Annotated in this window: 24 protein-coding genes, 2 tRNA genes and 1 other annotated feature; of the genes, 11 read left to right on the top strand and 15 right to left on the bottom strand. The window is 56.0% G+C overall.

Annotated elements, in window-relative coordinates; genetic code table 11:
- Positions 1 to 27: 27 nt before the first annotated feature.
- Positions 28 to 1,032: an NAD-dependent epimerase gene (locus AC4IC4_RS15175; protein WP_491471448.1), complete on the bottom strand. Its 1,005-nt coding sequence runs from the start codon at positions 1,030 to 1,032 to the stop codon at positions 28 to 30.
- A 193-nt stretch (positions 1,033 to 1,225) separates the two neighbouring features.
- Here AC4IC4_RS15175 and wzzB point away from each other — a divergent pair, with 193 nt between their 5' ends.
- Positions 1,226 to 2,206 (top strand): LPS O-antigen chain length determinant protein WzzB, encoded by a 981-nt coding sequence (gene wzzB, locus AC4IC4_RS15170; RefSeq protein WP_491471447.1) that lies wholly within the window; start codon positions 1,226 to 1,228, stop codon positions 2,204 to 2,206.
- Between the two features lie 39 nt (positions 2,207 to 2,245).
- On the opposite strand, the gene hisIE is transcribed toward wzzB, so the two are convergent.
- The 9 genes from hisIE to hisL all read right to left on the bottom strand — a co-directional run bounded on the left by hisIE (position 2,246) and on the right by hisL (position 9,462).
- On the bottom strand, positions 2,246 to 2,857 hold the full coding sequence (gene hisIE / locus AC4IC4_RS15165) for a bifunctional phosphoribosyl-AMP cyclohydrolase/phosphoribosyl-ATP diphosphatase HisIE (RefSeq protein WP_491471446.1): 612 nt from the start codon (positions 2,855 to 2,857) through the stop codon (positions 2,246 to 2,248).
- Positions 2,851 to 3,627 (bottom strand): imidazole glycerol phosphate synthase subunit HisF, encoded by a 777-nt coding sequence (gene hisF / locus AC4IC4_RS15160; RefSeq protein ID WP_023330862.1) that lies wholly within the window; start codon positions 3,625 to 3,627, stop codon positions 2,851 to 2,853. The genes hisIE and hisF overlap by 7 nt, the downstream gene beginning before the upstream one ends.
- Positions 3,609 to 4,346 carry a 1-(5-phosphoribosyl)-5-[(5-phosphoribosylamino)methylideneamino]imidazole-4-carboxamide isomerase gene (hisA, locus tag AC4IC4_RS15155; protein WP_257260741.1) on the bottom strand — a complete coding sequence of 246 codons (738 nt, stop codon included), beginning with the start codon at positions 4,344 to 4,346 and terminating at the stop codon, positions 3,609 to 3,611. The genes hisF and hisA overlap by 19 nt, the downstream gene beginning before the upstream one ends.
- A complete protein-coding gene (gene hisH, locus AC4IC4_RS15150) occupies positions 4,346 to 4,936 on the bottom strand; it encodes an imidazole glycerol phosphate synthase subunit HisH (protein WP_032646447.1) in 591 nt (196 codons plus the stop codon). Before hisH ends, hisA begins: the two co-directional genes overlap by 1 nt.
- On the bottom strand, positions 4,936 to 6,003 hold the full coding sequence (gene hisB, locus AC4IC4_RS15145) for a bifunctional histidinol-phosphatase/imidazoleglycerol-phosphate dehydratase HisB (protein ID WP_024908075.1): 1,068 nt from the start codon (positions 6,001 to 6,003) through the stop codon (positions 4,936 to 4,938). The genes hisH and hisB overlap by 1 nt, the downstream gene beginning before the upstream one ends.
- Entirely contained in the window at positions 6,000 to 7,061 is a 1,062-nt protein-coding gene (hisC, locus tag AC4IC4_RS15140) for a histidinol-phosphate transaminase (protein ID WP_148769860.1), read from the bottom strand. Before hisC ends, hisB begins: the two co-directional genes overlap by 4 nt.
- Positions 7,058 to 8,362: a histidinol dehydrogenase gene (hisD, locus tag AC4IC4_RS15135; protein WP_047061175.1), complete on the bottom strand. Its 1,305-nt coding sequence runs from the start codon at positions 8,360 to 8,362 to the stop codon at positions 7,058 to 7,060. The genes hisC and hisD overlap by 4 nt, the downstream gene beginning before the upstream one ends.
- 5 nt (positions 8,363 to 8,367) lie before the next feature.
- Positions 8,368 to 9,267, bottom strand: a complete 900-nt coding sequence (gene hisG, locus AC4IC4_RS15130; RefSeq protein ID WP_000886595.1) for an ATP phosphoribosyltransferase — start codon at positions 9,265 to 9,267, stop codon at positions 8,368 to 8,370.
- Between the two features lie 45 nt (positions 9,268 to 9,312).
- Positions 9,313 to 9,436: a sequence feature (His leader region), on the bottom strand.
- Complete coding sequence (hisL, locus tag AC4IC4_RS15125) at positions 9,412 to 9,462, bottom strand: his operon leader peptide (protein WP_001364200.1); 51 nt, start codon at positions 9,460 to 9,462, stop codon at positions 9,412 to 9,414. It overlaps the preceding feature by 25 nt.
- A gap of 175 nt (positions 9,463 to 9,637) precedes the next feature.
- On the opposite strand from hisL, the gene AC4IC4_RS15120 reads away from it, so the two are divergent.
- The 4 genes from AC4IC4_RS15120 (at position 9,638) to plaP (ending at position 13,063) form a co-directional block, all read left to right on the top strand.
- Positions 9,638 to 10,462 carry an SDR family oxidoreductase gene (locus tag AC4IC4_RS15120; RefSeq protein WP_032646443.1) on the top strand — a complete coding sequence of 275 codons (825 nt, stop codon included), beginning with the start codon at positions 9,638 to 9,640 and terminating at the stop codon, positions 10,460 to 10,462.
- Between the two features lie 41 nt (positions 10,463 to 10,503).
- The gene (locus AC4IC4_RS15115) at positions 10,504 to 11,433 is read left to right on the top strand and encodes a LysR substrate-binding domain-containing protein (protein ID WP_024908071.1); all 930 of its coding nucleotides are present in this window, start codon (positions 10,504 to 10,506) and stop codon (positions 11,431 to 11,433) included.
- A gap of 219 nt (positions 11,434 to 11,652) precedes the next feature.
- Entirely contained in the window at positions 11,653 to 11,715 is a 63-nt protein-coding gene (yoeI, locus tag AC4IC4_RS15110) for a membrane protein YoeI (RefSeq protein WP_099458931.1), read from the top strand.
- Positions 11,705 to 13,063: a putrescine/proton symporter PlaP gene (gene plaP / locus AC4IC4_RS15105; protein WP_008499462.1), complete on the top strand. Its 1,359-nt coding sequence runs from the start codon at positions 11,705 to 11,707 to the stop codon at positions 13,061 to 13,063. The genes yoeI and plaP overlap by 11 nt, the downstream gene beginning before the upstream one ends.
- 122 nt (positions 13,064 to 13,185) lie before the next feature.
- Here the strand turns inward: plaP and sbcB are convergent, their stop codons facing one another.
- Positions 13,186 to 14,622 carry an exodeoxyribonuclease I gene (sbcB, locus tag AC4IC4_RS15100; protein WP_491472833.1) on the bottom strand — a complete coding sequence of 479 codons (1,437 nt, stop codon included), beginning with the start codon at positions 14,620 to 14,622 and terminating at the stop codon, positions 13,186 to 13,188.
- Positions 14,623 to 14,820: 198 nt separating this feature from the next.
- Here sbcB and dacD point away from each other — a divergent pair, with 198 nt between their 5' ends.
- The 4 genes from dacD to AC4IC4_RS15080 all read left to right on the top strand — a co-directional run bounded on the left by dacD (position 14,821) and on the right by AC4IC4_RS15080 (position 18,225).
- Positions 14,821 to 15,987 (top strand): serine-type D-Ala-D-Ala carboxypeptidase DacD, encoded by a 1,167-nt coding sequence (dacD, locus tag AC4IC4_RS15095; protein WP_032646438.1) that lies wholly within the window; start codon positions 14,821 to 14,823, stop codon positions 15,985 to 15,987.
- A 119-nt stretch (positions 15,988 to 16,106) separates the two neighbouring features.
- Positions 16,107 to 16,580, top strand: coding sequence for a DNA gyrase inhibitor SbmC (gene sbmC / locus AC4IC4_RS15090; protein ID WP_024908068.1), 474 nt, complete (start codon positions 16,107 to 16,109; stop codon positions 16,578 to 16,580).
- A 92-nt stretch (positions 16,581 to 16,672) separates the two neighbouring features.
- Positions 16,673 to 17,731 carry an FUSC family protein gene (locus tag AC4IC4_RS15085; RefSeq protein ID WP_024908067.1) on the top strand — a complete coding sequence of 353 codons (1,059 nt, stop codon included), beginning with the start codon at positions 16,673 to 16,675 and terminating at the stop codon, positions 17,729 to 17,731.
- Between the two features lie 158 nt (positions 17,732 to 17,889).
- Positions 17,890 to 18,225 (top strand): DUF496 family protein, encoded by a 336-nt coding sequence (locus tag AC4IC4_RS15080; RefSeq protein ID WP_008499467.1) that lies wholly within the window; start codon positions 17,890 to 17,892, stop codon positions 18,223 to 18,225.
- Between the two features lie 47 nt (positions 18,226 to 18,272).
- Here AC4IC4_RS15080 and AC4IC4_RS15075 read toward each other — a convergent pair whose 3' ends face one another.
- Both AC4IC4_RS15075 and AC4IC4_RS15070 read right to left on the bottom strand, forming a co-directional pair.
- Positions 18,273 to 18,608, bottom strand: a complete 336-nt coding sequence (locus AC4IC4_RS15075) for a gamma-glutamylcyclotransferase family protein (protein WP_491471445.1) — start codon at positions 18,606 to 18,608, stop codon at positions 18,273 to 18,275.
- A 53-nt stretch (positions 18,609 to 18,661) separates the two neighbouring features.
- A tRNA-Asn gene (locus tag AC4IC4_RS15070) sits at positions 18,662 to 18,737 on the bottom strand.
- Positions 18,738 to 18,898: 161 nt separating this feature from the next.
- Here AC4IC4_RS15070 and emmdR point away from each other — a divergent pair.
- Entirely contained in the window at positions 18,899 to 20,353 is a 1,455-nt protein-coding gene (gene emmdR / locus AC4IC4_RS15065; RefSeq protein WP_491472832.1) for a multidrug efflux MATE transporter EmmdR, read from the top strand.
- Positions 20,354 to 20,456: 103 nt separating this feature from the next.
- Positions 20,457 to 20,532, top strand: a tRNA-Asn gene (locus AC4IC4_RS15060).
- Between the two features lie 142 nt (positions 20,533 to 20,674).
- On the opposite strand, the gene AC4IC4_RS15055 is transcribed toward AC4IC4_RS15060, so the two are convergent.
- Both AC4IC4_RS15055 and AC4IC4_RS15050 read right to left on the bottom strand, forming a co-directional pair.
- Positions 20,675 to 22,441, bottom strand: a complete 1,767-nt coding sequence (locus tag AC4IC4_RS15055; RefSeq protein ID WP_491471444.1) for an aminopeptidase P family protein — start codon at positions 22,439 to 22,441, stop codon at positions 20,675 to 20,677.
- A gap of 18 nt (positions 22,442 to 22,459) precedes the next feature.
- Positions 22,460 to 23,914, bottom strand: coding sequence for an AMP nucleosidase (locus AC4IC4_RS15050; protein ID WP_491471443.1), 1,455 nt, complete (start codon positions 23,912 to 23,914; stop codon positions 22,460 to 22,462).
- Positions 23,915 to 23,966 lie beyond the last annotated feature (52 nt).

Genomic DNA, 23,966 nt, shown 5'->3' with positions numbered 1-23,966 from the left:
CCGGCTGATTTGCCGGGTTTTTTATTTTCAGACCTTATAGAAATCGCGGTACCAGTCAACGAAGTTCTTCACCCCATCCTTAACCGAGGTTTGCGGTTTAAATCCGATCGCATCATAAAGTGGCCGGGTATCGGCGCTGGTTTCCAGAACATCTCCTGGCTGAAGAGGCAGCATATTTTTCTCGGCTTTTTTACCCAGAGCATCTTCCAGCGCGGTGATGTAATCCATCAGTTCTACCGGTGAACTGTTACCGATGTTGTAAACCCGGTAAGGCGCTGAGCTGCTTGCAGGTGACCCGGTCTCAACGGTCCAGTTTGAGTCAGGCTGGGGAATAACATCCTGCAGGCGAATAATCGCTTCAGCGATGTCATCAATATACGTGAAGTCGCGCTTCATCTTACCGTAGTTATAGACATCAATGCTTTTGCCCTCAATCATCGCCTTTGTAAACTTAAACAGGGCCATGTCCGGGCGTCCCCACGGACCGTAAACTGTGAAGAAGCGCAGGCCGGTCGTCGGCAGATTGTAGAGATGCGAATAGGTATGCGACATCAGTTCATTGGCTTTTTTGGTCGCGGCATAGAGTGAAACCGGGTGGTCCACGGAATCGTCAGTGGAGAAAGGCAGCTTGCGGTTGAGGCCATATACGGAGCTGGATGAAGCATACAGCAGATGCTGAACGTTGTTATGGCGGCAGCCTTCCAGCACGTTGAGATGGCCGATAAGGTTGGCGTCCGCGTACGCGTGAGGGTTTTCAAGGGAGTAGCGCACACCCGCTTGAGCGGCCAGATGAATCACACGATCAAACTTCTCACCGGCGAAAAGCGTGGCCATACCTTCGCGGTCGGCTAACTCCAGCTTGTGGAAGGTGAAGCTCTCGGAATTTAACAGTTCCAGGCGTGCCAGCTTCAGATTGACATCGTAGTAGTCATTCAGATTATCAATACCGACAACTTGATGACCAGCCTCAAGGAGGCGTTTACTGACATTTGCACCGATAAAACCTGCTGCACCCGTTACCAGAAATTTCATCTCTTCCCTCATAAACCTATCTTCTTACAGATGCCATAGTGCATCACATGGTGTCTATGATAGCGCGAAGGGGTGAAGTTACATAACCCATCTTTCCGATTTAACTCATCGGATTCTTATAGAAAAATCGCCAGTAACAGATAAACTATGCAGACATCATTATGTTTGCCCTTTTTCATCTGTTAGGGATTGTATGACACAAAACAACAATAGCCAGGTCAGCCGAAGCAATGACCCTGAGCAAATTGATTTACTTGATTTAGTGCTGCAGCTGTGGCGTGGGAAGTGGATGATAGCAACCTTTGTTGTTGCTTTTATCGTCCTGGCAATTGGGTATCTCTCTGTCGCGAAGGAGAAATGGACCTCCAGTGCGATCATTGCGCAGCCTGATGCTGCCCAGATAGCGACCTATTCAAATGCATTGAACATTCTGTACGGTAGCGCGGCTTCCTCCATGCTGGACATTCAAACGCGGGCGATTGGTCGTTTCAATTCCTCTTTTTCAGCGTTATCGCAGGCATTAGAGAATCAGGAAGTGCCAGAAAAACTCACGATTGGACCTACTGTCAAAGGCGAAACGTTGCCCTTAAGTGTCTCCTATACCAGCACATCAGCAGAAGCCGCACAAAAGCAATTGGCGCAGTATATCCAGCAGGTTGATGAGCAAACGGCAAAAGAACTTGCTGTTGACCTGAAAGACAACATCAAGGAGCAGATCAAGGCGCTGAATGATTCTCTGCAAAACCAGGAGAAGGTCGCGCAGGAACAAAAAGATCTTCGTATCAAACAGATTGCTGAGGCGCTGAAGAACGCTGAGGCCGCGAAAATTACCTCTCCACAGCTCCAGCAAACCCAGGATGTCACGCAGGAAACATTGTTCCTGCTGGGAAGCGAAGGTCTGAAGTCGATGATTGACAATGAGGCTTCTCGTCCGTTGGTCTTCTCATCGGCCTATTACCAGACCAAACGAAACCTGCTGGACATCCAGAATCTGAACGTAAACCCGGACACAATCCACGTTTACCGTTACGTCATGAAGCCGGATCTTCCTGTTCGCCGTGACAGCCCGAAAAAAGCCGTGATTCTGGTTCTTGCCGTTCTGCTGGGTGGAATGATTGGTTCAGGTGTGGTACTTGGCCGTAACGCCTTACGAAACTACAAACCAAAAGCCTGATTTGCAGATTAAAAAAACCGGGGAATATCCCCGGTTTTTTTATTTATGACGTTTGCGAAGATTTTCAATCACCGCTGTCAAATCCAGCTCCTGATCCTGCAGCAGCACCAGCAGGTGATACATCAAATCAGACGCTTCATTCGTCAGTTCCTCGCGGTCATGCACCGTCGCGGCCAGCGCGGTCTCAACGCCTTCTTCTCCTACCTTCTGTGCGATACGCTTGGTTCCGCTGGCGTACAGCTTCGCGGTATAGGAACTCTCGGGATCCGCCGTTTTACGCTCTGCCAGCAGCTGTTCCAGTTGATACAGGAACAGCCACTGGTGGCTCGTCTCACCGAAGCAGCTGCTGGTGCCCTTATGGCAGGTCGGTCCGATTGGGTTTGCCAGCACCAGCAGGGTATCGTTATCGCAGTCAGGCGTTATGCTGACCACATTCAGGAAATGACCCGAGGTTTCCCCTTTGGTCCACAAACGTTGTTTCGTGCGCGAGAAAAACGTGACTTTGCCGCTGTCGATCGTTTTTGCCAGCGCGTCCCGGTTCATATACCCCAGCATCAGCACTTCGCCTGAGACGGCATGCTGGACAACTACCGGCAGTAATCCGTCCGTTTTTTTCCAGTCCAGCTGCGCCTGTTGTTGCTCTGTTAACATACCCTGATCTCCACGCCCTGGTCGGCCAGGTACGTTTTTAACTCACCAATATTAATAATCTGTTTGTGGAAAACGGACGCGGCCAGCGCACCGTCCACGTTGGCATCGCGGAAGGCTTCGAGGAAGTGTTCCATGGTGCCCGCGCCGCCGGAGGCGATCAGCGGAACGTGGCAGACCGCACGGACTTTTTTCAGCTGCTCGAGGTCATACCCGTTACGCACGCCATCCTGGTTCATCATGTTGAGGACAATTTCACCTGCGCCACGCTTCTGCACTTCCTGCACCCAGTCGAGCGTTTCCCATTGCGTCACGCGGGTGCGGCTTTCATCCCCCGTGTACTGGTTGACGTGATATTTACCCGTTGCGGCGTCATACCAGGTGTCGATCCCAACCACAATACACTGCACGCCAAAACGATCGGCCAGGCGGGTGATCAGCTCCGGGTCGGCCAGGGCAGGGGAATTGATGGAAATCTTGTCGGCACCAAACGAGAGAATTTTGGCGGCGTCGTCTGCGGATTTAATCCCGCCCGCCACGCAGAACGGAATATCGATCACTTCCGCCACGCGAGCCACCCAGCTTTTGTCGACCACGCGGCCATCGCTGGAAGCGGTGATATCATAAAATACCAGCTCGTCTGCGCCTTCATCGGCATAGCGTTTTGCCAGCGGGACGATGTCGCCAATGATCTCGTGGTTGCGGAACTGCACGCCTTTCACGACCTGACCATCGCGTACGTCCAGGCAAGGGATTATCCGTTTTGCCAGCATTGAATCGCCTCCGTCACAGTAAATTTACCTTCCAGCAGGGCTCGGCCTACAATCACGCCCTGTACGCCCGTTCCGCGCAGCGCGGCAATATCGTTTAAATCACCAATTCCGCCCGAAGACTGGAAGGCTACCTGCGGATAACGCGCGCAGACCTCTTCATACAGCGAGACGTTGGAGCCCGCCAGCGTACCGTCGCGAGAGATGTCCGTGCATAACACGTGCTTCAGGCCGACGGGGAGATACATCTCGACCAGCGCTTCCAGCGTCACGCCGGAGTTTTCCTGCCAGCCGCTGACTGCCACCTGCTTATTACCCTGTTCATCAATGCGCACGTCCAGCGCCAGTACCAGCGCGTCGGCGCCAAAGCGGCGGAACCAGCCTTTTACGATCTCAGGCTCTTTCACGGCGGTTGAACCGACCACCACGCGTGCTACGCCCGCGTCCAGCAGCGCCGCAACGTCATCTTCCGTACGCACGCCGCCGCCGACCTGTACCGGCACATCAACACCGGCGACCAGATTTTTCAGCAGGGGGATCTGGCGCTTCGCCGGGTCTTTCGCGCCCGTCAAATCCACCAGATGCAGCACCTGCGCACCCTGGGCGGCATAATCCTGCAGACGCGGCAGCGGGTCGTTTCCGTAGTCGCGCTGCTGGCCATAATCGCCCTGGTGGAGACGAACAACCGTGCCATCAATTAAATCTAAAGCGGGAATAATCATCACATCTCCAGGAAGTTTTTCAGCAGCTGCGCGCCTGCGGCGCCAGAGCGCTCCGGGTGAAACTGCACGCCGAAGAAATTGTCTTTCTGTACGGCCGCCGTAAACGCTTCGCCGTAAGTGCACTGGGCGATCGTATTCACGTTCACCGGCATGGCGTAGCTGTGTACGAAGTAAAAATACGCGCCGTCTTCAATGCCGCGAAAAAGCCTGTCGCCCGCTTTGGCGTACACGCGGTTCCAGCCCATATGCGGCAGAGGCAGACCGTGGTCGGTCATCTTCGGCACGTCTTCGTCGATGATGCCCAGCAGGTCAACGCCGTTGCTCTCTTCGCTGCGGCGGCCCAGGATCTGCATGCCCAGGCAAATGCCCAGCACCGGCTGGGTACAGGCCTTGATCAGATCGACCAGCTCGCGTTCGCGAATCTGATCCATCGCGGCCTGCGCGGTTCCAACGCCCGGTAAAAAGAGTTTGTCTGCGCGCAGCACCACGTCCGGGTCACGGCTCACCACCGGCTCATAGCCGTGGCGAGCAATGGCCGATTTTACGGAGTTCAGGTTGGCGCATCCGGTATCCAGAATCACCACGTTCATTACAGCACTCCTTTTGATGAGGGCAGGGCGTCACCTTCCACGCGAATTGCCTGACGCAGCGTGCGGCCGAAGGCCTTGAAGAGACTCTCTACGCGGTGGTGGTCGTTCTTGCCTTTGGTCTTCAGGTGTAGCGTCAGGCCCATGGTGTAGGACAATGAACGGAAGAAGTGCTCCACCATTTCGGTGCTCAGATCGCCCACGCGCTGGTAATTGAAGTCTGCTTTATATTCCAGGTGCGGACGACCTGAAATATCCATTGCACAGCGCGCCAGACACTCGTCCATCGGCAGGACAAAGCCAAAACGGTTTATACCGCGCTTGTCGCCGAGTGCCAGCTTGAGAGCTTCGCCCAGCGCCAGGCCGGTATCTTCCACGGTGTGGTGATCGTCAATATAAAGGTCGCCTTTTACCGTGATCTCCATGCGGAAACCGCCGTGGGTGGCAATCTGGTCCAGCATGTGGTCGAAGAAACCGACGCCGGTGTGGATCTTGCTGCCGCCTTCGCGGTCCAGCCAGACCTTCACATCAATCTGCGTCTCTTTGGTGTTGCGTTCAACGTGCGAGAAGCGGTCACGTTTTGTCAGCTGTTCGCCAATCATCGCCCAGTTAAGGTTGTTGCGGTCGTAGCGAAGCCCCGCGATGCCCATGTTTTCCGCGAGCGTAATATCGGTAATACGATCGCCGATGACATAGCTGTTGGCCTTATCCAGCACATCCGCCGCCAGATAGCGCTCGACCAGCTTCACCTTTGGCTTACGGCAGTCGCACTCGTCGGCCGGCATGTGAGGGCAAATCAATACCTCATCAAAAACCACACCCTGAGAGGTCAGAACCTGCATCATCAGATTATGCGGGCCGTCAAAGTCTGCCTGCGGGAAGCTGTCGGTACCCAGACCGTCCTGGTTGGTGATCATCACCAGCTTGTATCCGGCTTTTTGCAGCTTAAGCAGCACCGGGATTACGTCAGGTTCGAACGCCAGCTTGTCGAATCGGTCGACCTGAAAATCAGCTGGTGGCTCCGAAATAAGGGTGCCGTCACGATCGATGAAAAGGATCTTCTGGGTCATACTTTCTCCGCTTTCAGGGCGTCAATCACGCGCTGGCTCTCTGCACGGGTGCCGACGGTAATGCGCAGGCATCCGCTCAGAGAAGGTTGTTTATTCTGGTCTCGTAAGATAATGCCCTGATCCCATAAAGATTTAAATACGGCGCTGGAAGCGGTAAAGCGCACCAGGATGTAGTTGGTTTCTGAGTCGAACACCTGCTCCACGCACGGGATATCTTTCAGGGCCGTCACCAGGTACTGACGCTCTTCCAGAATTTGCGCCACGCGCTCGCGCATGGCGTTGATGCCCTGCGGCGCCAGCGCCTGTGCGGCAATGTCGGCAACCGGCGTGGAGAGCGGGTAAGGGGCAATGACTTTAAGCAGCAGGTCGATGACCTCTTTATTGGCCAGCGTAAAGCCGCAGCGCAGGCCCGCGAGGGCGAAAGCCTTCGACAGTGTACGCAGCACCACCAGGTGCGGATACTCTTCCAGCCAGCCTGCCAGCGTCGCCTGCGGGCAGAACTCGATGTAGGCTTCGTCGGCCACCACCAGCGCTTTACCGCGCGTCATCTCCAGCAGGGTTCGGATATCCTGCGGGTTGATAATCTGTCCGGTGGGGTTGTTCGGGCTACAGACAAACACGACCTTTACGCCGTCAAGATTGTCGGCAATGCCCTGCAGATCCAGCTGCCAGTTCTCCAGTGAGAGCACGTTGCGGCACGCCACCCCGAAGGTTTCCGCGCTGACGCTGTACATGCCGTAGGTTGGCTGGCAGTACATCACCGCATCTTTGCCCGGCTCGCAGAAGGCGCGGATCAGCAGTTCAATGCCTTCATCCGCGCCGCGGCTGACCAGCACCTGCTCCGGCTTCACGCCCGCGTACTGCGCGTAGTTTTCAATCACCGCTTTTGGCTGACACTCCGGATAGCGGTTCAGCGTTTGCTGCGACAGCTCAAACTGTACCGCCGTTGGATATTCGTTGGCGTTGAGCCAGACATCCCCTTTACCGCCCAGACGACGCGCAGACTGATAGGGCGTCAGGCGACGGACATTTTCGCGGGCTAATTCTTCAATGTTCATGCTTGCTCCTTCAGGGCTGCAACGCGCAGCGTAACGGCATTTTTGTGGGCGGTCAGGCGCTCGGCGGCGGCCAGGGTTTCAATAGTAGACGCCAGTGACGCAAACCCTTCGCGGGAGAGTTCCTGCACGGTCATGCGTTTCTGGAAATCCGCCAGGCCCAGGCTGGAACAGGTTGAGGTATAGCCATACGTTGGCAGCACGTGGTTGGTGCCGGAGGCGTAATCGCCCGCAGACTCCGGTGACCAGTCGCCGAGGAACACCGAGCCCGCGCTGGTAATGCTGTCGACCAGATCGCGCGCATTGCGGGTCTGAATAATCAGGTGCTCCGGGCCGTACTGGTTAGAAATGGCAATGCACTGGTCCAGGTCGCGCGCCACAATCAGGCGGCTGGCCGCTAACGCCTGGCGTGCCGTGTCGGCGCGGGGCAGATCGGCAAGCTGACGCTCCACGGCTTCGCCTACGCGTTTTGCCATATCGGCATCTGGCGTCAGCAGGATGACCTGCGAGTCCGGGCCGTGTTCCGCCTGGGAAAGCAGGTCGGACGCCACGAAGTCCGGCGTGGCGCCGCTGTCGGCAATCACCAGTACCTCAGACGGGCCGGCAGGCATATCGATGGCCGCACCGTCCAGACGCTGGCTGACCTGGCGCTTAGCTTCGGTCACATACGCATTGCCAGGGCCAAAGATTTTGTCGACCTTGGGAATGGATTCTGTGCCGAACGCCAGGGCGGAAATCGCCTGCGCGCCGCCCACTTTATAGACCGCCTGCACGCCGCACAGCTTCGCCGCGTACAGGATCTCGTCGGCAATCGGTGGCGGTGAGCAAAGCACCACTTTCTGACACCCGGCAATGCGTGCGGGAGTCGCCAGCATCAGTACGGTGGAGAAAAGCGGGGCAGAACCGCCAGGAATATAGAGGCCGACGGACGCAACCGGGCGGGTTACCTGCTGGCAACGCACGCCGGGCAGGGTTTCGACATCCACGGTCTGCAGCTTTTGCGCGGTGTGGAAGGTATCAATATTTTTCACCGCAACGGCCATCGCCTGCTTGATGTCGTCGCCCAGACGATTGCTGGCATCAATGATTTCCTGCTCGGTTACCCGTAATGCGCCGACTTCCGTCTTATCAAACTTTGCGCTGTATTCCCGCAGTGCGTCATCGCCACGGGCTTTGACGTTATCCAGGATCTCCGCCACGGTGCGTGAGATGCTCTCTGAGGCGGAAATCGCCGGGCGCATCAGCAGCTCGCGCTGCTGTGCGTCGCTACAGGTATTCCAGTCGATGATTGTGTTAAAGCTCATGGCCATTACTCCATCATCTTCTCAATCGGCAGCACCAGGATGGAGCTTGCGCCCAGCGCCTTCAGTTTCTCCATGGTTTCCCAGAACAGGGTTTCGCTGCTCACCATGTGCATCGCCACGCGCTGCTGATCGCCCGCCAGCGGCAGGATGGTTGGGCGCTCGGCGCCAGGCAGCAGAGCAATCACTTCATCCAGACGTTCGGTCGGGGCGTGCATCATGATGTACTTGGATTCACGCGCCTGAATCACGCCCTGAATACGGGTCAGCAGTTTGTCGATCAGCTGCTGCTTAGCGTCGGCCATCTCGCCGTCACGCTGAATCAGGCACGCTTTGGAGCGGTAGATCACCTCCACTTCGCGCAGACCGTTCGCTTCCAGCGTCGCGCCGGTAGACACGAGGTCACAGATGGCGTCCGCCAGACCCGCTCGCGGGGCCACTTCAACAGAGCCGTTCAGCAGACAGGATTTAAACTGCACGCCTTTCTGATCCAGATAACGCTTTAACAGGTGAGGGTAGGAGGTGGCGATACGTTTGCCGTTCAGCGCGGCCGGGCCGTCCCAGGCTTCATCAACCGGCGTCGCCAGCGACAGGCGGCAGCCGCCGAAGTCCAGACGACGCAGGGTGAAGTAACGCGGGTCTTCGCCCTGCGCGCGGCGGGTCAGCAGCTCTTCTTCCAGCACGTTTTCCCCGATGATGCCGAGGTCAACGACGCCATCCATGACCAGGCCGGGAATATCGTCATCACGCACGCGCAGAATGTCGATGGGCATGTTTTCAGCCAGAGCAATCAGGCGCTGGGTGTGCAGGTTAATTTTAATCCCGCAGCGGGCCAGCAGTTCGCGTGAATCATCACTTAAACGGCCTGATTTTTGAATAGCTATGCGTAAACGTGAGTTATCTAACATTCTTTATTCCTCGTTAACCTGTTTTAACCTGTCTGAATTCGGTCCAAAAAAAAGCCCCCGGAAGAAGATCTTCCGGGGGCTTTCTCATGCGTTCATGCACCACTGGAAGATCCAAACGTCTTCCAGCACACATCGCCTGAAAGACTAGTCAGGATGATGGTGATGATGGTGGTGTTTAAATTGAACGCGTGTCATATAAATTCTCGATGAATGCTTATTCATTTGATGTCTTTTAACGTAAACCAGTTGTACGACATATTGCAAGGGCTTTTTTTGATCATTAATTCATTTCATATTGATGCTATGAATTGTGTGTTCTGCCGGGCTGGCGTAGCCTTATAAAAGACGAGTGAGAGTCAGGAGAATTCGCATGAAAAAGGTCGCGATTGTCGGTTTAGGATGGCTGGGAATGCCGCTGGCGATGTCATTAGCCGCGAAAGGCTGGCAGGTGACCGGGAGCAAAACCACGGCGGATGGGGTAGAGGCAGCGCGCATGTGCGGTATTGATGGCGTTGAACTGCGTCTTGAACCGGAACTGGTGTGTGATGCTGACGACCTGGACACGCTGATGAACGTCGATGCGCTGGTGATCACTCTCCCCGCACGGCGCAGTGGCCCGGGCGAGTCGTTTTATCTGCAGGCGATGCAGGAGATTGTCGACAGCGCGCTGGCGCATCATGTTCCGCGCATCATTTTTACCAGCTCGACCTCGGTCTATGGTGAGGTTGAGGGCGTGGTGAAAGAAAATTCCGAGCGCCGTCCCGTTACGGCCAGCGGTCAGGTTCTGAAAGAGCTGGAAGACTGGCTGCATAATCTTCCCGGCACGCAGGTTGATATCGTACGTCTGGCGGGGCTGGTGGGCCCTGGCCGTCATCCGGGACGCTTTTTCGCCGGGAAGTCTGCGCCAGATGGCCAGCATGTTGTCAATCTTGTGCATCTTGACGATGTTGTTGCCGCGATTGAGCTACTCTTACAGGCTCCGAAAGGTGGACACATCTATAATATATGTGCACCGTCTCATCCGGCGCGCAGCACGTTTTACCCGCTGATGGCACGTCAGCTGGGCCTGGCGCCGCCGGTCTTTGGTGAGGCAAAGGATGACAGTAAAGGCAAAATTGTTGATGGCAATCGCATTTGTCATGAGCTGGGGTTTGAGTATCAGTATCCCGATCCGCTGGTGATGCCCATGGAATAAGTCCCGCAGCGGAGACGATCGCACACCAGAAGGGGGCGAGCATGAAACCGCTGCTGGATGTTCTTATTATTCTGGATGCACTGGAAAAAGAGGGGAGCTTTGCCGCTGCGTCGGCAAAGCTCTACAAAACCCCTTCGGCCCTGAGCTATACCGTCCAAAAACTGGAAAGCGATCTCAATATCCAGATCCTCGATCGTTCCGGGCATCGAGCCCGTTTTACCCGTACCGGGCAAATGCTGTTGGAAAAGGGACGCGAAGTCCTCCACACCGTTCGTGAACTCGAAAAACAGGCCGTAAAACTCCACCAGGGCTGGGAAAACGAGCTGGTGATTGGCGTGGATGATACCTTTCCCTTTTCTCTCCTGACGCCGCTGATTGAAGCCTTTTATCAACACCACAGCGTGACCCGACTCATTTTTATAAACGGCGTGCTGGGAGGCTCCTGGGATGCCTTAACTCAGGGCAGGGCGGATATTTTTGTCGGTGCACTCCACGAGCCTCCCCAGTTGAGCGAGTTTGGTTTTGCGCGTCTGGGCGTGCTGGAGCAGGTGTTCGCCGTAGCGCCCCATCATCCGCTGGCTCAGGAGCCTGAGCCGCTTAACCGCCGCGTGATTAAAGGCTACCGCGCGATTGTGGTGGGGGACAGCTCTCGTCCGGAATGTGCGGTTTCCTCGCAGCTGCTTGACGAGCAGGAGGCCATCACCGTTTTCGACTTTAAAACCAAGCTGGAGCTGCAAATCAGCGGCCTGGGCTGCGGCTATTTACCCCGCTATCTGGCACAGCGGTACATTGACAGCGGTGCGCTTGTTGAAAAACAGGTACTTGCTCAAAACAGCCATGAATCGGTATGGGTGGGCTGGAATGAACAGACCTCCGGGCTGGCCAGCGCCTGGTGGCGGGACGAAATTTTAGCAAATAGTGCTATCGCCGCTGTATATGCTCAGGGCAGTGTCGAGAAATCAGCCAGTTAGGAAAAAGAAAATTACTCGCTGCGTTGCAAAGTATTGCCTTTTGTATCCGATGTGGGGCAAAATGCGGCCGCTGCAACCAAATGAATAATCGACGATATAAAAGGCGTCGGTTATTTTTTTTTGCATGTACGAAACGAAACTAAAAACCAAGAGGCCGGGCTTCGTACCGGATAGATATTTACTAAAATCCGACAGTTGTTGTCGCTGAGGAAGAAAGAAATGGGGCAATTTTTCGCTTACGTGGCGGTTATTACCGTAAAGGAGAATAACTATGTCGCATAATGCAACTCCAAACACCTCTCGCGTGGAATTACGTAAAACACTTACGTTGATTCCGGTTGTTATGATGGGCCTGGCCTATATGCAACCAATGACGCTGTTCGATACATTCGGTATCGTATCGGGCCTCACCGACGGTCATGTGCCGACGGCTTACGGCTTCGCGCTGATTGCGATCCTCTTTACCGCGCTGAGCTACGGTAAGCTGGTGCGTCGCTATCCGTCTGCGGGTTCCGCCTACACCTATGCCCAGAAATCCATCAGCCCGACGGTTGGCTTTATGGTGGGCTGGTCTTCGCTGCTCGACTACCTGTTCGCGCCGATGATCAACATTCTGCTGGCAAAAATCTATTTTGAAGCGCTGGTGCCGTCGATTCCATCCTGGATGTTCGTCGTGGCGCTGGTGGCCTTTATGACGGCCTTTAACCTGCGCAGCATCAAGTCCGTTGCCAACTTTAACTCCGTTATCGTTGTGCTTCAGGTTGTCCTGATTGCCGTTATTCTTGGCATGGTGATCTATGGCGTGTTCCACGGTGAAGGCGCTGGCACGCTGGCGAGCAGCAAACCGTTCTGGTCTGGTGATGCGCATGTGATCCCGATGATTACCGGGGCAACCATTCTGTGCTTCTCCTTTACCGGTTTTGACGGGATCAGCAACCTGTCTGAAGAAACGAAAGATGCAGAGCGCGTGATCCCGCGCGCCATCTTCCTGACGGCGCTGATTGGCGGTCTGATCTTTATTTTCTCGACCTATTTCCTGCAGCTGTACTTCCCGGATATCTCTCGCTTCAAGGATCCGGATGCATCTCAGCCGGAAATCATGTTGTATGTGGCGGGTAAAGCGTTCCAGGTCGGCGCGCTGATCTTCTCCACCATCACCGTACTGGCGTCCGGTATGGCAGCGCATGCAGGCGTTGCGCGTCTTATGTACGTGATGGGCCGCGATGGCGTATTCCCGAAAAGCTTCTTCGGCTACGTGCATCCAACATGGCGTACCCCGGCGATGAACATTATCCTGGTCGGTGCGATCGCGCTTCTGGCTATTAACTTTGACCTGGTGATGGCAACGGCGCTGATTAACTTCGGTGCGCTGGTGGCGTTTACCTTTGTTAACCTGTCGGTTATCTCTCAGTTCTGGATCCGTGAAAAGCGTAACAAGACGCTGAAAGATCACTTCCAGTATCTGTTCCTGCCGATGTGTGGTGCCCTGACCGTGGGCGCGCTGTGGGTTAACCTGGAAGAGAGCTCGATGGTGCTTGGCCTGATTTGGGCGGGTATCGGCCTGGTTTACCTGGCCTGCGTCACGAAGAGCTTCCGTAACCCGGTTCCTCAGTACGAAGACGTCGCGTAAGACTGTGTCGGGTGGCGGCTACGCCTTACCCGACCTACATACCCCGTAGGCCCGCGTAAGCGAAGCGCCACCGGGCAAAAAAAAGCCGGAGACATCGCCTCCGGCTTTTTTATACCCATCGATCAAACTATCTCTTGCGCGTACTGGAACAGGGATTTCAGCAGTGCCTGTTTCTCAGCATTCCCTTCATACTGGCCATAAAGCATTTCCAGCTCCTGGGCGTAGCTGTGCAGATACTCTGGCGTAAACACGTTGCGACGGTGCTGCAGCCAGCGTTCCTGCTCTGCTTCATCCAGGGTTCCCGGGTAGTTACGCGCGCGGTAATTAAACATCAGCCTTTCGATGCGTTTATCGGCGAAGGTAATATCCAGCGCAGGCAAGTTGCGCGGCTCGGTTTGCAGAACGATATTCATCGCCGCGCGATCGGCATCGCTGAAGAAACCGTTATAGAGCTGGGCATCTACGTTTTCTGACGGTACGAACGGCTCCGCCTCGGCAAAGATGGCGACCACCTTCTCTCGTACCTGCGGGTTATCACGTAGTACTTTCAGATTATCCAGGCAGTGCTGACGGTTAATGCCCAGCCTGTCAGCATCTTCCGGGCGCAGCGTATTGGCCTGCGCCAGGACCGGACATTTATTGATATGCACCAGTTTGACCGGCACCGCAGGCAGATCGCCGAGTTCATTCTTCGGCGTGTACAGCCGTTCGCGCAGGGTATCGCTGTCAAGCTCCAGCAGCGGCGAAATATCGCCGGCCAAATCCACCATGATCACCGCATTGCGGTTGTCCGGATGCCAGGCCAGCGGGGCGACCCAGCTGGTATTACCGCGCCAGGCGCCAAACATGCCGGAAATATGCACCAGCGGCTTCATCTGCGGCACATCAATCAGCGTGGTCAACTTCTGTTTACTGCGGTGGCTCAGCAGATACTCGAACAGTCGTGGCTGCGCGCTTTTCACCAGCTTCGCCATGGCAATGGTGGCATAGACGTCCGCCATCGCGTCGTGGGCATTGCTGTGCTCAATACCGTTGGCGCGGGTCAGGTGTTCCAGCCGGAAGCTGGTCAGCCCTTCCTCATTTTCCGGCCAGTTAATGCCTTCGGGACGCAGGGCGTAGCAGGCGCGCATGATGTCGAGCAAATCCCAGCGCGAATTGCGGTTCTGCCAGCTCCAGGCATAGGGATCGTAGAAGTTACGATAGAAGATATTGCGCGTCACTTCGTCATCGAAGCGGATGTTGTTGTAACCGACCACGCAGGTATTGGGGACGGTAAACAGGTCGTGGATGCGTCGGGCGAATTCTGCCTCGTTAACGCCTTTTTCCCGCGCTTCCTGAGGAGTGATCCCGGTGACCATCACCGCGCCGGGCTGCGGCAGGTAGTCATCCGCAGGCTTGCAGTAAAAGACCTCTGGCTCGCCAATGATGTTGAATTCGTCGTCGGTACGGATGGCGGCAAACTGCGCCGGTCGGTCCAGCGCCGGGTGAGTGCCAAAGGTTTCATAGTCATGAAATAAAAAAGTCGGGCGAGCGGCAGAGTCAGACACCAGTAATACCATCCTGTTAAAAAATGACGTCACTATGGTAAACGATCGTGCGGTCGAGACCGAATAAAAAGCACCTCCACGTTGCAGATTTGCGCGCCAGCTTCAGAGAAAAATCTGCGTTCTGTCACATTTTTTTGCAATTAAGCCAGGTAACGACATCAGAACTCCCGTAAAAAGGTCATCGATTTTTAATGACCTGAGGATATACCGTTGAAACGCCGTCTGTTTATTGCTGTTTCTTTACTCGCTTCGAGTGTCTCATCTGCTTTTGCGGCCGAACCACTGGATTTTTCGCCGCAGCCTCCGGCCATTCAGGCTGGCTCCTGGGTGCTGATGGATTACACGACTGGTCAGATCTTAACGGCGGGCAACGAACATCAACAACGCAATCCGGCGAGCCTGACCAAGCTGATGACGGGGTATGTGGTTGATCGGGCCATTGATAGCCACCGCATTACCCCGGACGACATCGTCACCGTAGGGCGCGATGCCTGGGCAAAAGGGAACCCGGTGTTTGACGGTTCATCGCTGATGTTCCTGAAAGAAGGCGATCGCGTCTCCGTGCGCGACTTAAGCCGCGGCCTGATTGTCGACTCTGGCAACGACGCCTGCGTGGCGCTGGCCGATCACGTGGCGGGCGGTCAGCCGCAGTTTGTGAAGATGATGAACGACTACGTGCAGAAGCTGAACCTGCGCGATACGCATTTTGAAACCGTCCACGGGCTGGATGCGCCGGGCCAGCACAGCTCGGCCTATGACCTGGCCGTACTCTCCCGCGCCATCATCCACGGTGAGCCCGAGTTTTATCATATGTACAGCGAAAAGAGCCTGACCTGGAACGGGATCACCCAGCAAAACCGTAACGGCCTGCTGTGGGATAAAACCATGAACGTGGACGGGCTGAAAACAGGGCATACCTCGGGGGCGGGTTTTAACCTGATTGCGTCTGCCGTTGACGGCCAGCGCCGGTTAATCGCGGTAGTGATGGGGGCGGACAGTCCGAAAGGGCGCGAAGACCAGGCCCGGAAACTGCTGCACTGGGGGCAGCAGAATTTCGATACGGTGCAGATCCTGCATAGCGGTAAAAAAGTGGGGACAGAGCGGATCTGGTACGGCGATAAGGAGCAGGTGAAACTGGGCACCGACCAGGACTTCTGGCTGGCCCTGCCGAAAGCGGAAGTGCCTAACATCAAAGCCAAATACGTACTGGATAAAAAAGAGCTGGAAGCGCCGATCGCCGCGCACCAGCGGGTCGGGGAGATCCAGCTCTACGACCGCGACAAAGTGGTGGCGCACTGGCCGCTGGTGACGCTGGAAGCCGTTGATAAAGGCGGCCTGTTCTCTCGGCTGAGCGATTATCTGCACCACACGCTCTAACGGCAGATGAGCAGACTGGCAGGGTTGCGAGTCTGCTCACATAATAAACACTCCTCGTTTGCTGATAATAGTAATCCGGTTTTATAGTGTATAAATATACAGCAATAAGCGGAGGCAGCATGGACTACAGCATTAAGCAGCAACAGAAACGTAAGATTGCCGGTTTTCATTTGGTCGGACCGTGGGAACAAACGGTAAAACAAGGCTTTGAACAGCTGGTGATGTGGGTCGATGGGCGTCACATTGAGCCGCTGGAGTGGGTTGCAGTTTACTACGATAACCCGGATGAAGTCCCGCCAGAAAAACTGCGCTGTGATACGGCCGTTACGGTACCGGATGATTTCGTTATCCCGGAAAACAGCGAAGGCGTCATGATGACGGAAATCGCGGCCGGGGATTATGCCGTGGCGACGGCGCGCGTGGAAAACTACGACTTCGCCACGCCGTGGTATCAGTTCTTCAATTCCCTGCTGCAGGACAATAAGTACCAGATGGCGCTCAAACCTTGCTTCGAACGCTATCTCAATGACGGCAATGCGGACGGTTACTGGGATATCGAAATGTATATCGCGGTAGAGCATAAAACGGTTTAAGCCTGCTAAGTGAAGGGTTTTTCAGCCGGGAGCGATCCGCCCGGCTGAAAACACAGTACAATTGTGATTTGCCGTGTAGCTGGAGAGCGGGTGTGCGTCCCGACAAATCATTAACCCCTTTTGAAATTCGGTTGTACAAACACTACCGCGTGGTGCATGGATGCCGCATCGCGCTGGCTTTCGTGCTGACGTTTGTACTGGTGCGTTTATTGGATGTTCCGGAAGGGACGTGGCCGCTGATCACGCTAGTGGTGGTGATGGGGCCCATCTCGTTTTGGGGGAACGTTGTTCCGCGCGCCCTGGAGCGCATTGGCGGGACCGTGTTAGGTTCGGCTCTGGGGCTTATCGCCCTCAAGCTGGAGCTTATCTCGTTTCCGGTGATGCTGGCATGGTGCGGTGCCGCCATGTTCCTGTGCGGCTGGCTGGCGTTGGGTAAAAAGCCGTATCAGGCGCTGCTGATCGGTATTACGCTCGCGGTGGTGGTCGGTGCGCCCGCCGGGGATATGACCACGGCGCTGTGGCGAAGCGGGGATGTCATCCTGGGTTCACTGCTGGCGATGCTCTTCACCGGTATCTGGCCGCAGCGTGCTTTTCTGCACTGGCGTATTCAGATGGCCAGCTACGTCACCGCGTTTAACCGCGTCTATCAAGCCGGTTTTTCCCCGAATCTGGTTGAACGCCCGCGCCTGGAAAAGCACCTGCAGACCATCCTTAACGACGTGGTCAAAATGCGAGGCCTGATCACGCCCGCCAGCAAAGAAACCCATATTCAGAAATCAATTTTCGAAGCTATCCAGACGGTAAGCCGCAATCTGGTCTGCATGCTTGAGCTGCAAATCAACGCCCACTGGGCCACGCGCCCCAGCCATCTGTTGATGCTTAACGCGCAGACCCTCAAAGAGACCCAGCAGATGACGCAGCAAACGCTGTTGACCATCGCTCATGCGCTCTATGAAGGGAACCCGCAGCCGATACTGGCCAACAGCGAGCGACTGAACGAGATCGTCGCGGAGCTGAAGCAGTTAATCAATGAACGCCAGAGCGATAACGTGGCGGAAACGCCTATTCATGGCTACGTCTGGCTGAGTATGGAACTGGCGCGGCAGCTTGAGCTGTTATCGCACCTGATTTGCCGGGCGCTGCGCAAATAAAAGACGTATGTGACGGCTGCTGCTTCGATTCAGCAGCAATTGGGGTTATGATAGCTTTAAACGATATACTCATTGTCATTCGCAGCCGCTGTCAGTAAGGTTATTGTTACAACGGTTGCCTTAACGAATCCGAATCTCACATTATCAGGGGTGTAAAAATGGAAACTACCAAGCCTTCGTTCCAGGATGTTCTGGAATTCGTCCGCCTGTTCCGCCGCAAAAACAAACTGCAGCGTGAAATCCAGGACGTTGAGAAGAAGATCCGTGACAACCAGAAACGTGTTCTGCTGCTCGACAACCTGAGCGACTACATCAAGCCAGGCATGAGCGTTGAAGCTATTCAGGGCATCATCGCCAGCATGAAGAGCGACTATGAAGACCGTGTTGATGACTACATCATCAAAAACGCTGAGCTGTCCAAAGAGCGTCGCGACATCTCCAAGAAGCTGAAAGTGATGGGCGAAATCAAAAACGGCGAAGCAAAAAGCGAGTAATCGCAGCAAATAGTGAAAAAGGCTCTCTGGTGACAGAGAGCCTTTTTTTATGACGCAGAATGGGGCTGTAGCTGATAAATCCAGGCCTGGACCTGCTTGCCTTCAGCAGTGGTCACCGTGACCTCAACCCGATCGTAGCCGTCTTCAAACTCATCCAGCATTGGCCAGTGTGCGGCAAGGCTATCAGAGATAAACAGATAACCTTCGACGCGGGGGCCATCGGGGTGGAGCACGATCCCCGGGAAGTCTGCCGCAGCGCCCCAGCCGCGTTCGTAAAACGTACCGGATACGGAACCGGTCAGCCATTCGCCGCCAATGTTTTCAAGAATATGCGCATTTGAGTGGCCCGGGCGCAGCGTGCCGTAGACAAACAGAGCGTTCATTTTCCCTCATCCGCAAAGCAAAAAGCCTGCTTTAAAAGCAGGCTTTTCAAATTTGGCTCCTCTGACTGGACTCGAACCAGTGACATACGGATTAACAGTCCGCCGTTCTACCGACTGAACTACAGAGGAATCGTTGTGGAGGCTTATCTTAGCGGCGAAAAAAGTTTTGTCAAACCTGATCTTAGGGAAAATCGACTGATTGCTGATTCTGTCGTCAGTTTGTTGTAATTCCACACATCTTTTTCCGGAAAATACTTTGCAGGATGAGCATTTCTCCCCCATCATTTGAAATGGAGTTTCAACTTTTCTCGCTAAGGTCCATTTTGAACGTTACTGCCTCCTTACGCCAGGCGATCGTGCGCACGCCATGGTATGCAAAACGTAAAAGCTATCGGGTTCTCTTCTGGCGTGAAATCACCCCTCTTGCCGTGCCTATCTTCCTGGAAAATACCTGCGTTTTGCTGATGGGGGTCCTGAGCACTTTCCTGGTGAGCTGGCTGGGGAAAGAGGCGATGGCCGGGGTGGGGCTGGCGGACAGCTTTAACATGGTGGTGATCTCGTTCTTTGCCGCCATAGACCTCGGGACGACGGTGGTGGTGGCCTTTAGCCTCGGCAAGCTTGACCCCAAACGTGCACGCGAGGCGGCCCGCCAGTCGCTGATGATCATGACCATTTTTTCGATTGTTCTGGCGGCGGTAATCCACTATTTCGGCAAAGAGATTATCGACTTTGTCGCCGGGGAGGCCACGAATGAGGTTAAAGACCTGGCGCTGACCTATCTTGAGATGACCGTCATCAGCTATCCGGCGGCGGCCATCGCCCTGATTGGTAGCGGTGCGCTGCGCGGGGCGGGCAACACCAAAATTCCGCTGCTGATCAACGGCGGAATGAATATCCTGAATATCATTATCAGCAGCGTGCTGATCTACGGTGTGTTCTCGTGGGACGGGCTGGGGTTCGTCGGCGCCGGACTGGGGCTGACCATTTCACGCTATATCGGTGCGGCTGCCATCGTCGGGGTGCTGATGGCGGGGATCACTCCCTCGCTACGTCTGACGCTGAAAAGTTATTTCCGCCCCTTTAATTTCGCCATTATCTGGGAAGTGATGGGGATCGGCATTCCTGCAAGCATTGAGTCGGTGTTGTTTAACGGCGGGAAATTGCTGACGCAGATGTTTGTCGCCGGGATGGGCACCGACGTGATCGCCGGTAACTTCATCGCCTTCTCCATCGCCTCGCTGATTAACCTGCCGGGTAACGCGCTGGGCTCTGCATCAACCATCATCACCGGGAAACGGCTCGGGAAAGGGCAGATAGGCCAGGCGGAGCGACAGCTGCGGCACGTCTTCTGGCTGTCGACCATTGGACTGACCGTGATTGCCTGGGGAACCGCCCCGTTTGCCGGGCTGATGGCCTCGTTCTATACCCACGAAGACGACGTTAAAGAGGTCGTTAAGATCCTCATCTGGCTCAATGCGGCCTTTATGCCCATCTGGGCGGCCTCATGGGTATTGCCCGCCGGGCTAAAGGGCGCGCGCGACGCCCGCTTTGCGATGTGGGTGTCGATGCTAGGCATGTGGGGATGTCGCGTCGTGGCGGGGTATACGCTCGGGGTGATGCTCGGATGGGGAGTGGTCGGCGTCTGGCTGGGGATGTTCCTCGACTGGGCCGTGCGGGGCGCGCTGTTCTACTGGCGGATGGTCAGCGGGCGCTGGCTGTGGAAATATCCGCGAAAAAATGCCTGACAATTGCGCGAAATGGAGAATAATTCGGCAAACGATCGGAAATATGCATTCTGCCTTTGACATCCCGGGGAGGCATCGATAATATGCGCCCCGTTCACACGATTCCTCTGTAGTTCAGTCGGTAGAACGGCGGACTGTTAATCCGTATGTCACTGGTTCGAGTCCAGTCAGAGGAGCCAAATTTGAAAAGCCTGCTTTTAAAGCAGGCTTTTTGCTTTTCTGCGCCGGGTAAATGCAAAACGGCAACCTTGTTGCCGTTTTTAGTGTGTGCACCCTCTCCCGTGGGAGAGGGTTGGGGTGAGGGCACCAGACCGCACGAAATTACAAACTAACCGGCGCCGTCGCCTCAATCAGCCACGGACGCGCATCGCTGTTCACCAGAGGTGACAGCGCCTCGCGTACCTGCTGGTGATACGCATCCAGCCACTGCTTTTCCTGATCGCTCAACAGATGCAGCTCAACCTGACTTAAGTCGATCGGGATCAGCGTCAGCGAGGCAAATCTACAGAACCCCGGACGGCTCTCCACAATCTCCACCTGGTTTTCAATACGAATACCGTGGCTGTCGCCCAGATAGTAGCCCGGTTCAATCGTCATGATATTGCCCGCCACCAGCGGCCACGGGTTGACCTTTTTGGCGATGCGATGCGGGTTCTCATGGATCAGCAACTGGTGTCCCACGCCATGTCCCGTGCCGTGATCGTAATCCAGCCCCATTTCCCACAGCGGGCGACGTGCGAAGGCATCCAAATGATGCCCCTGAGTCCCGGAAGGGAACTGCAGGGTAATCAACGACAGGAAGCCTCTCAGCACGGCGGTGTAGTGAGGGCGCTGCTGCGGATCGACCTTACCCCATGCCAGCGTGCGCGTGGCGTCGGTGGTGCCATTCACATACTGGCCGCCAGAATCATTCAGGTAAAAATGATCGTGGCCGATGGGCTTGTTGCTGGCCTCGCTCGAATGATAGTGGCACATCGCTGCATTGCTCGAAGAGGCGGAGATGGTTGCAAAACTCTGCTCGATGAACCCAGGCTGCTGTTGACGGAACGCAAGCTGCTGCGCCTGAACTTCCAGCTCTGTTAGCGGATTCCCTGCCGCCTCGCGCAGCGGCACTTCGCGGCTCAGCCAGGCCAGGAAGTTGACCCAGGCGGCACCGTCCTGGTGATGACACTCGCGATAACCTGCCAGCTCGACCGGGTTTTTGGTGGCCTTTATCAGGGTGATGGGGTCAGTCCGCCAGACAATTTCTCCCCGTGGCTCAATGGCGAAGCGCAGAGCCACCGGCGCGGAATCGGCATCAATCATCACCCGTTTGCCCGCAGCAATCTGCTGACAGCGTTCGATAAAAGCGTCCTGCGGCGCAATGGTAAACGCATTGCGCACCTCTGCTGGCAGGGCGCTGAGCTTATTGTCGTTAACAAACCACTCAACGCGACCGTCACGACCCAGAAGAGCAAAGGAGAGCGGTACCGGGCTGTAAGGGATATCCGCGCCACGCACGTTCAGCAGCCAGGCAATGTTATCCGGCAGCGTAACGGCGAGATAATCGGCATTGTTTGCGGCCAGCACGGCGGCGACGCGCAGACGTTTGTCCTCGCTGCTTTCACCGCTGTGTTCAACCGGCATTTCCCGGATAAGCCCCGCCGGTGCGGCAGGGCGGTCAGTCCATAGGGCGTCAAACGGCGAGGCCTTCAGAGGAACCAGCTCGCACGGCGTGGCAGACAGTTGCTCAAACTCCGAGTTGGTCATCAGCAGCGGATCAAAACCGATGCGCGTCCCGGCCTCCACGTTTTCCGCCAGCCATTCTGCCAGCGGCTCGTTGTGCAGATGGTGGATCTCAACCTCATCCGTATTGACCTGAACGCGAGCCTGAACCTGATAGCGCCCGTCGACGAACAGCAGCGCTTTGTTTTTCAGCACCAGCGCCACGCCGGCCGAACCGTCAAAGCCCGTCAGCCAGGCCAGCTTTTCGTCGTATGGCGCGCAGTATTCGCTCTGCCAGGCATCCGCACGCGGGACGATCATCCCGTCGAGACGGCTGGCCTCGAGCCAGCGGCGCAGGGCAGAGAGCGGAGATGTGCTGGACATGGTTATTCCTTATCGTTATTAGCGGAACGGCGGCTCGTTGAAGGTGCGCAGCTTGCGGGAATGGAGCCTGTCACCTTCCGCCCGCAGCAGGTCAATGGCGCGAATACCAATCTGCAGATGCTCTGAGATAGCCCCCTCATAGAAGCGGTTGGCCTGCCCCGGCAGCTTAATTTCGCCGTGCAGCGGCTTATCGGAGACGCACAGCAGCGTGCCGTACGGGACGCGGAAGCGATACCCCTGTGCGGCGATGGTGGCGCTCTCCATATCAATGGCCACCGCGCGGCTCAGGTTGAACCGCAGCGCGGAGGCGGAGTAACGCAGCTCCCAGTTCCGATCATCTGTCGTGACGACCGTACCGGTGCGCAGGCGCTGCTTAACTTCTTCACCCGGCATGCCGCTGACCTCTTTGGTCGCGTCATACAGCGCACGCTGCACTTCGGCGATGCTCGGGATTGGGATATCCGGCGGCAGCACCGCATCCAGCACGTGGTCATCACGCAGATAGGCGTGGGCGAGCACGTAGTCGCCAATCAGCTGGCTTTCACGCAGGCCGCCGCAGTGGCCGATCATCAGCCACACGTCCGGACGCAGCACCGCCAGATGGTCGCAGATGGTCTTGGCATTTGACGGGCCCACGCCAATGTTAATCAGCGTGATGCCCTGACCGTCGGCGGTGATCAGGTGCCAGGCGGGCATCTGGTGCTTTTTCCATGCCAGGTCGGAGATAGCCTGCTCGGGCGCTTCGGTCTCCGCGGTGATCCAGATCCCGCCCGCGCAGGACAGCGCGATATACGGGCTTTCCGGGTCGAGGATCTGGCTGCAGCCCCAGCGGACAAACTCGTCAACGTAGCGGGTGTAGTTGGTAAAGAGGACGAACGGCTGGAAATGTTCGACGGGCGTGCCGGTGTAGTGGCGCAGGCGCGCCAGGGAGAAATCGACCCGACGGGCATCAAAGTGCGACAGGGGAGAAAATTCTGCCGGGTGATAGATCCCATCGGCCGTCTCATCGCCAATCTGTGAAAGCTCCGTCGTCGGGAAGTGGCGGGTCAGCCCCGCGCTCATTGAGCGATCCAGCGTTAGCGCCGAGCCGTCTATCACGTACGGATAAGGGATTTCATGCTGCGAGGGTTCAACGTGAATGTGCGCGCCGTAATCCTGATACAGCAGCGTAAGTTGTTCTTCGAGGTACGGGCGGAACAGTGCCGGGCGGGTAACGGTGGTACTGTAGCAGCCGGAGTGGGTAAAACGGGCGTAGGCGCGGGTTTTCGGTGTCGTGCTGGCGCGGCCGTCCCAGGTCACAGAGAGCGATGGATAAACAAAAAGGCCCTCGGTTCTGGCCTTTTCGTCGGGAAGTTTCCCTGTTTCAATATATTCGCTGATGGCGCTGCGCAGCGCGTTGACGGACTGTTCGTACAGCGCGTCGAGTTTTTCCAGCGCCTGAGCCGGGGTCAGGCTGGAGCCCTTATTATTCATCTCTGTCTCCTTGTTCCACAGGTGTGCGACTCTACCCGATAGTATGTCACAC

The organism is Enterobacter sp. Taxon_2 (genome assembly GCF_058355295.1).
The sequence above is the reverse complement of the archived record's forward strand: the minus strand, read 5'-3'. Positions and strand labels throughout refer to the sequence as shown.

What these genes read in the sequence shown, in the direction of transcription:
- hisF (WP_023330862.1), bottom strand. Translation starts at nt 3,627, where the DNA reads ATGCTGGCAAAACGGATAATCCCTTGCCTGGACGTACGCGATGGTCAG.
- hisH (WP_032646447.1), bottom strand. Translation starts at nt 4,936, where the DNA reads ATGAACGTGGTGATTCTGGATACCGGATGCGCCAACCTGAACTCCGTA.
- hisA (WP_257260741.1), bottom strand. Translation starts at nt 4,346, where the DNA reads ATGATTATTCCCGCTTTAGATTTAATTGATGGCACGGTTGTTCGTCTC.
- hisD (WP_047061175.1), bottom strand. Translation starts at nt 8,362, where the DNA reads ATGAGCTTTAACACAATCATCGACTGGAATACCTGTAGCGACGCACAG.
- sbcB (WP_491472833.1), bottom strand. Translation starts at nt 14,622, where the DNA reads ATGGTATTACTGGTGTCTGACTCTGCCGCTCGCCCGACTTTTTTATTT.
- AC4IC4_RS15050 (WP_491471443.1), bottom strand. Translation starts at nt 23,914, where the DNA reads ATGAATAATAAGGGCTCCAGCCTGACCCCGGCTCAGGCGCTGGAAAAA.
- AC4IC4_RS15080 (WP_008499467.1), top strand. Translation starts at nt 17,890, where the DNA reads ATGGAAACTACCAAGCCTTCGTTCCAGGATGTTCTGGAATTCGTCCGC.
- wzzB (WP_491471447.1), top strand. Translation starts at nt 1,226, where the DNA reads ATGACACAAAACAACAATAGCCAGGTCAGCCGAAGCAATGACCCTGAG.
- hisC (WP_148769860.1), bottom strand. Translation starts at nt 7,061, where the DNA reads ATGAACATTGAAGAATTAGCCCGCGAAAATGTCCGTCGCCTGACGCCC.
- emmdR (WP_491472832.1), top strand. Translation starts at nt 18,899, where the DNA reads ATGGAGTTTCAACTTTTCTCGCTAAGGTCCATTTTGAACGTTACTGCC.
- hisIE (WP_491471446.1), bottom strand. Translation starts at nt 2,857, where the DNA reads ATGTTAACAGAGCAACAACAGGCGCAGCTGGACTGGAAAAAAACGGAC.
- AC4IC4_RS15055 (WP_491471444.1), bottom strand. Translation starts at nt 22,441, where the DNA reads ATGTCCAGCACATCTCCGCTCTCTGCCCTGCGCCGCTGGCTCGAGGCC.
- plaP (WP_008499462.1), top strand. Translation starts at nt 11,705, where the DNA reads ATGTCGCATAATGCAACTCCAAACACCTCTCGCGTGGAATTACGTAAA.
- sbmC (WP_024908068.1), top strand. Translation starts at nt 16,107, where the DNA reads ATGGACTACAGCATTAAGCAGCAACAGAAACGTAAGATTGCCGGTTTT.
- hisG (WP_000886595.1), bottom strand. Translation starts at nt 9,267, where the DNA reads ATGTTAGATAACTCACGTTTACGCATAGCTATTCAAAAATCAGGCCGT.
- AC4IC4_RS15120 (WP_032646443.1), top strand. Translation starts at nt 9,638, where the DNA reads ATGAAAAAGGTCGCGATTGTCGGTTTAGGATGGCTGGGAATGCCGCTG.
- AC4IC4_RS15115 (WP_024908071.1), top strand. Translation starts at nt 10,504, where the DNA reads ATGAAACCGCTGCTGGATGTTCTTATTATTCTGGATGCACTGGAAAAA.
- AC4IC4_RS15175 (WP_491471448.1), bottom strand. Translation starts at nt 1,032, where the DNA reads ATGAAATTTCTGGTAACGGGTGCAGCAGGTTTTATCGGTGCAAATGTC.
- AC4IC4_RS15075 (WP_491471445.1), bottom strand. Translation starts at nt 18,608, where the DNA reads ATGAACGCTCTGTTTGTCTACGGCACGCTGCGCCCGGGCCACTCAAAT.
- hisB (WP_024908075.1), bottom strand. Translation starts at nt 6,003, where the DNA reads ATGACCCAGAAGATCCTTTTCATCGATCGTGACGGCACCCTTATTTCG.